This window comes from Paenibacillus sp. 598K, assembly GCF_003851045.1.
GTDB lineage: Bacteria > Bacillota > Bacilli > Paenibacillales > Paenibacillaceae > Paenibacillus_D.
Genome location: NZ_BFBX01000133.1, coordinates 98,812 through 103,666 on the forward strand (window position 1 = coordinate 98,812; position 4,855 = coordinate 103,666).

The 4,855-nt window shown below is 63.4% G+C and carries 4 protein-coding genes; all 4 read right to left on the minus strand.

From position 1 onward, the window contains the following. On the minus strand, positions 1-1,013 hold a 1,013-nt coding region (locus tag PA598K_RS30550; protein WP_260405695.1), incomplete at its 3' end, for a glycosyl hydrolase family 8. Between the two features lie 125 nt (positions 1,014-1,138). Further along, positions 1,139-3,952: an ABC transporter permease gene (locus PA598K_RS30555; RefSeq protein WP_128660564.1), complete on the minus strand. Its 2,814-nt coding sequence runs from the start codon at positions 3,950-3,952 to the stop codon at positions 1,139-1,141. Further along, positions 3,949-4,635, minus strand: a complete 687-nt coding sequence (locus PA598K_RS30560; RefSeq protein ID WP_128660565.1) for an ABC transporter ATP-binding protein — start codon at positions 4,633-4,635, stop codon at positions 3,949-3,951. The genes PA598K_RS30555 and PA598K_RS30560 overlap by 4 nt, the downstream gene beginning before the upstream one ends. Positions 4,636-4,729: 94 nt before the next feature. Further along, on the minus strand, positions 4,730-4,843 hold the full coding sequence (locus tag PA598K_RS30565) for an ATP-binding protein (RefSeq protein ID WP_305780829.1): 114 nt from the start codon (positions 4,841-4,843) through the stop codon (positions 4,730-4,732). Positions 4,844-4,855: the final 12 nt, after the last annotated feature.

Here is a 4,855-nt window from a genome sequence, read left to right on the forward strand (position 1 = left end):
CCGTCGGCAGCCATCGAGGCCATCGCGTTGGTCGCGAGCAGGCCGATCGGGTGGAGCGACGGCTCGTCGAACGGCTGCCCGTCGATCGTGTAACGGCGGTAGTCGGCGACATCGATCGGTTGGAAGAAGCGCTGCAGCCGGTTGGATTGCTCGACCTGCCACGGATCGGCGCGGAACCACTCCCAGTCGAGGCCGATGTTGGCGGCCACGCGATAGGCATCGCTGAAAAAGTGTCGGAAGTCGCCATGCCGCTGCGGCTCGGTCGGGGTGCCGTCGAAGTTGGCATACTCCGGCATCAGTCCCGTCTCCGGATGGCAGGCTGTCGGCAGATACGCGCGGCTAGCAGCAGCGGCCTTGCGCCAGAAGGCGCGGTCCCTCTCGTCGGCTTGCAGCGCGAACAGCTCGTAGAAGTGCGGCAGGTGGTAGGACGGATCGCTGAACGGCGTCTCCGGTATGAACTTGATCAGACGGGTCGCCGGGTCCCACATCGGGTGGCCCTCGCCGTCCTCGCCCTGATGCACGCAGGCGCGCAGGATGATGCGGGCTTGCTCGGCATAGTCGTAGGGGGCAGGGCCGTCGCCCCACCGATTGCTGGCGAATAGCAGCGCCATCGCGAAGAACTCCTCGCCGTCCGGCGCAGGTCCCTGCGAGATACGGGTGCCGTCAGGCTTGCAATGCCACGCGAAGTAATGCTTGTAGCGTCCCGAGGTATGCTGCATATACGTCTTGGCATAGTTCCACAGCCGGTCGAAGACCTCCTTGCGATCCATCTGCACCGCCATCATCATGCCGTAGGACATCCCCTCCGTGCGAACGTCGGAGTTGCCGGTGTCCAGTACATAACCCATATCATCGCCGACCGGATAGTAGATCCGCACATCCTCATCCCCGTCGAACAGATCGCTCCACGCCTGCTCCAGCCGAGCCGCGATCTCCTCCTCGCTGTATCCCGCCTCCAGAAAGCAATTGCGGTATTGTCCCGTATAAAAGGCGCCTTGGTTTGACACGCTCATTCTCGTTCCCCTTTCGTCGATATGGTATAGGCTTATCTTATCATTGACCCATCGCCGAAGGGGACGCAAGAAATATAGATCATGCTTTGAAAACTAAAGGCATTTGCGAAGTAGGCAGACACGCCCTAGTCCTGCGACAGGCGAATCGCTTCGGCTGGAGAGGCGGCGGCAATCTTGCGGGAGGGCGCCAGATTGAGCAGCATCGTCAGCAGCAGCAGTCCCGCGAGTACCGGGACGATCCACTCCCAGGGATAGCTCCACGATAGAGGCTGCCTGGTCGGAGACTTGCTCGATTCAGCAAAACGATATACCATATAGCCGCCGACCGAGCCGAACAGCCAGCCGTTGAGCAGTCCGAGCCAGCCGATCAAGGTCCCCTCGATCAGCAGCAGCTGGCGGATGACGCTGGCGCGGAAGCCAATGCAGCGCAGCATCGCCAGCACGTCGGCACGCTCCTGCGCAGCCCGGAACTGGACGATCGCCAGCCCGGCTAGACCGATTCCCATCGTCAGGATCATAAAGCTGTTGAACATCCACAGCGTCTGCACCAGGGCGATATCTGCACCTGCCTCCGTCAGTCTCGGAGCATAGAAGCCATCCACGCCCATCCGCGTCAGCTGCTGCTGCGCCTCCTGCAGCGCGGCGCGATCGGCAGACGGTAGCGGCAGCAGCAGATAACCCATCTCCGGCGTCGATTCCCAGCGGTAGCCCTGGGCGACGAACGCCTCATACAGCTGCGGATGGACGAACAGCGCATTGTAGACCTCCAGCCGATGCCCCGTCTCGGCGAAGCCGATCACCCGCACCTCAGCCGAGCCGACGGTCGCGGTCGGATCCCCGAATCCGGGCTCGCCAGGAGCAGGAGGCTTGGCGTAGACGTCGAGCCGGAGCACATCATCGAGCTGCGCGCCGCGCAGCAGTGTCCGCTGCTTGTAGCCGGTGCCCCATGCTTCGGGACCATAGCTGTAGCTGCTGTCGAGGATGACTAGCGACGGGTCGGACGACACGGCTCGCCAAGCCTCCTCATCGGAGGCGTATTCCGGCGAGCGCTGCGTCAGGCGGAGCCGGCCCGACGAGGCGAGCGTGTCGCTCACCTCCACCCAGTTGATCTGCTCGGTCTCGGCGAACAATTCCTCTACGTCCAGCTGCGTCATATAAGGCTGCAGGACGGCGGCCTCCGCCGCCAGCGCTTGCCACTCCGGCTTGCTCTGCAGCAGCTGCTGCATCTCCGTCAGCTCCGAGGTGCTATGATAACCGATATATGCCGGGTATCCCAGCAGCGTATAGGAGTTCGTCTCCATATCGCGTCCGTAATAATGCGAGACGTTGATAATGAGCGTGAGCAGCATAAAGCAGGCGCTGAACAGCAGCATCACTGCAAACGTTCGCCGCGACTGGCTGGCCGGGTAGCGGAACGCCAGCAGCTGAGCGACCTCGCCGACGCCGAGACGTCGCAGCAGAGGGCGGACGAGACGTTGCGCGAGCGGCAGCAGCTGCACCAGCAGGTAGAGTGAGGCGATCGAGGCGGCGAGCCAGCTGCCAAAGGCTGCGGGCGATCCAGGCCCTGCCGATCCGCTCTGTCCAGCGCTCGCCGCCGGGCCATGGCTCATCGCCAGCATCCCCAGATGGAGTAGCAGGATGGCCGCAGCGATCAGCGTCGCCAGCACTCGCAGGACGGCGCGGAGCCGCGAAGGTCGGCCCTCTGTGCGGGAGGAGTCGCCGCGCAGCGCCGGCACGATCTCCAGCTTGCCGAGCCGATAGGCGGCGATCATCGTCGTCGCTGCGTACAGGAGCAGCATGAACGCCAGCGCCAGCAGGATGCCGGAGAGCGTCACATGCGGCGCGATGGTCACGACCTGGCTGCCATAGTCCGACCAGAGGTCGCGATTGAGCCACTGGAACAGCAGGATGACGCCGTAGCCGAGCGGGAGGCCGACGAGCAGTCCGGTCAGCAGACTGCAGCCTTGCAGGATGACGGCCTCGATCGCGAATACCGCTTGCGTGCGGCGGCGGCGATAGCCGAGCGCCCGCAGCAGCGCGGTCGATTCCTTGCGAGAGTCGGCCAGCATGAGCAGCAGCTGCAGCATCAGCACCGAGCCGGCGACCACGGCTGTGACGCTGCATAGGACGAAGGTAGCGCCGTGCTGCAGCTTCATCGTATCGACCTTGCGCTGGTCCTGCAGCTTGTGCTCGGTCACGCTGAATAGCGGCGAGGGGATAGGGAAGTAGCTGATCTCTGCGTCCTCCCGACCGTCCTGCACGAGGATCGAGGTGAACTCCCCCTCGGCCAGACCGGCCAGCCGGCGTGCGGCCTCCATGGTCATGACAAGCGTGCCGTCATCGGCGGCGCCGATCCGATAGCCGGTAATCCCTGTCTCGCGGACAACCGCCCGCACCTCGAAGGGATGCGGCTTGCCCGCATCGTCGGTCAAGGCGACGATATCTCCGGCAGCGAGCCCTTGGGAACGGGCGGCGGCATCGGAGAGGAGGAGCTGATCCACGGCCAGCGGCTGCTGCCAGAGTGGATTGTCCGGATCGAGCGCGGCCGTATCAGCGAACGTCAGACCAATCACGGTATAGCGGTGACTGTCTGTGGCGGAGTTTTCGTCCATCGCGAGGGTCAGACCTCGATCGAGCACGATCGCAGCGGTATGCGGCAGCGGCGTCTTGGCCAGATGCTCCTGGAGCGCCGGCAGCTCGTCCGCCCGGAATCGATCGTTGCCCGCAGGAGGCCGCAGCTCCCAGTCGATCGGACCGTAATGCTGATCCAGATAACGGGCGCCGCTCTCGTCGAAGGACTGGAAAAACACGACCGAGGCCATAATGAGCGCGGCCCCGATCGCTGAGCCGACAATGGCCAACAGCGTCTGCCTGCCTTGTGAGATCAGATTGCGCCACGCCAGCTTGGCATACAAGCCGACGCCGTTCCAGCGCTTCATGGCGCCTCCTGGGCGGCCGCAGGCAGGATGCGTCCATTGGCCATCCGGATGATCCGATCCGTCTGCTGCGCGACGCCAGGGTCATGCGTCACCATGACGATCGTCGTACCCAAGGTCAGATTGATGTGCCGGAGCAAGCCGACAATCTGCTGGGAGGTGTCCGTGTCGAGCGCGCCGGTCGGCTCATCGGCCCATAGTACGGCCGGTCGGGAGGCGATAGCGCGGGCGATCGCGACCCGCTGATTTTGACCGCCGGAGAGCTGCGACGGCCTCGACTTCAGCTTGTCCGGAAGGCCGACCAGCCCGAGCGCATGCTGGGCTGCCGCAGCTGCTTCCTTGGCAGACATGCCAAGTCCGAGCAGGGGCAGCGTTACATTCTCGAGCGCGCTCAGGACAGGCAGCAGGTGAAACGACTGGAAGATAAATCCGGTATGACGCAGCCGGTAATCGGAGCGTGCCGTCTCTTTGAGACCATACAGATCCTTGTCCTGGATGAAGACCTTGCCTGCCGTCGGCTCCTCGATGCCCGAGAGTACATGCAGCAGTGTTGTTTTGCCGCAGCCGGAAGGGCCGGATATGCTGACGAAGGCTCCGGTCTCGATGGTAAGGTCGACTTCTTTGAGGGCATAGACGGCCGTCGGGCCGGTGCCGAATTGTTTGGTAATCGCTTGTGCTTGAATCATCGCGTCGGATTCCCTCCTGTGAGCGTTTGTCTCTAGTGTAGCGCTCGAATATCCAGACGTAATGGAGAAGTTGTGCAGAAGTTGTGCAGATGGACTAATCTGCTCTGATGATCGGCAGCTGCAGCCGGAAGGTCGTGCCTTCCTGCCACCGGGTATCAACCTCGAGCGTGCCGTGGTGCGTCTCCGTCAGCTGCTTGGCGATCGCCAGCCCGAGACCAAG

What these genes read in the sequence shown, in the direction of transcription:
- PA598K_RS30555 (WP_128660564.1), bottom strand. Translation starts at nt 3,952, where the DNA reads ATGAAGCGCTGGAACGGCGTCGGCTTGTATGCCAAGCTGGCGTGGCGC.
- PA598K_RS30560 (WP_128660565.1), bottom strand. Translation starts at nt 4,635, where the DNA reads ATGATTCAAGCACAAGCGATTACCAAACAATTCGGCACCGGCCCGACG.